Origin of the sequence: Methylophaga sp. UBA4204 (genome assembly GCF_002379485.1) — a bacterium.
In the GTDB taxonomy this organism is placed as follows: Bacteria; Pseudomonadota; Gammaproteobacteria; order Nitrosococcales; family Methylophagaceae; genus Methylophaga.
This window is the reverse complement of the sequence record NZ_DFTU01000005.1, coordinates 557-1,538: the sequence shown is the minus strand read 5'-3', so window position 1 is coordinate 1,538 and position 982 is coordinate 557. Positions and strand designations below refer to the sequence as shown.

Sequence of the window (982 nt, the reverse complement as noted above, 5' to 3'; positions counted from 1 at the left end):
CATATTGTTTTTTCATGCTGACCACGGCCATCCGATACGAGCAGCCCTCAGGTGGCAGGTAAAAATCGACAATTTCCGGAAACTGCTTCTGCAGAATCGGCACAAATACTTCGTTTAACGCCACGCCCAGAATCGCCGGTTCGTCGGGTGGGCGACCGGTATACGTGCTGTGATAAATCGGATTTTTACGCTGAGTAATTCGCTCAATGGTAAATACCGGAAAGCTGTCGATTTCATTGTAATAACCGGTGTGATCACCGTATGGTCCTTCCGGTGCCATATCATCCGGATAGATAAAACCTTCCAGGACAATCTCAGATTGAGCAGGCACCTGCAGATCACTGCCGATACATTTCACTAATTCGGTTTTACTACCGCGTAGCAATCCAGCAAACGCATATTCGGACAGTGTGTCCGGCACCGGTGTTACAGCACCTAAAATAGTGGCTGGATCACAGCCCAACACCACAGCGATCGGAAATGGTTCACCCGGATGCGTTTGCTGCCACTCCTTAAAATCCAGTGCCCCACCACGATGCGATAACCAACGCATAATCACCCGATTTTTACCGATGACTTGTTGGCGATAAATGCCTAAATTCTGTCGGGTTTTATGTGGACCTTTAGTGACGACCAAGCCCCAGGTAATTAACGGTGCAGCATCTTCCGGCCAGCAGAGTTGAATCGGATATTCACTCAGATCAATGGCATGTCCTTCAATCACCTGCTCCTGACAAGGGGCTTTTTTCACCACCTTCGGGCCCATATTCAACACCTGACGAAAGATCGGCAACTTATCCCAAGCGTCTTTCATACCTTTCGGCGGCTCAGGCTCTTTCAGAAATGCCAACAACTTGCCAACTTCCCGAAGCGCTTCAACCGAATCCTCACCCATCCCCAAGGCAACGCGTTTCGGCGTACCAAACAAATTGGCCAACACAGGAATCTTGCTGCCCTTCGGGTTCTCAAACAGAATCGCCGG

1 protein-coding gene is annotated in these 982 nt (G+C 49.7%); it reads right to left on the bottom strand.

Annotated features, from left to right (window positions below; all coding sequences use genetic code 11):
- Positions 1 to 982: UbiD family decarboxylase (locus B3182_RS00455; RefSeq protein WP_292751113.1), on the bottom strand; the 982-nt coding region annotated here is incomplete at both ends.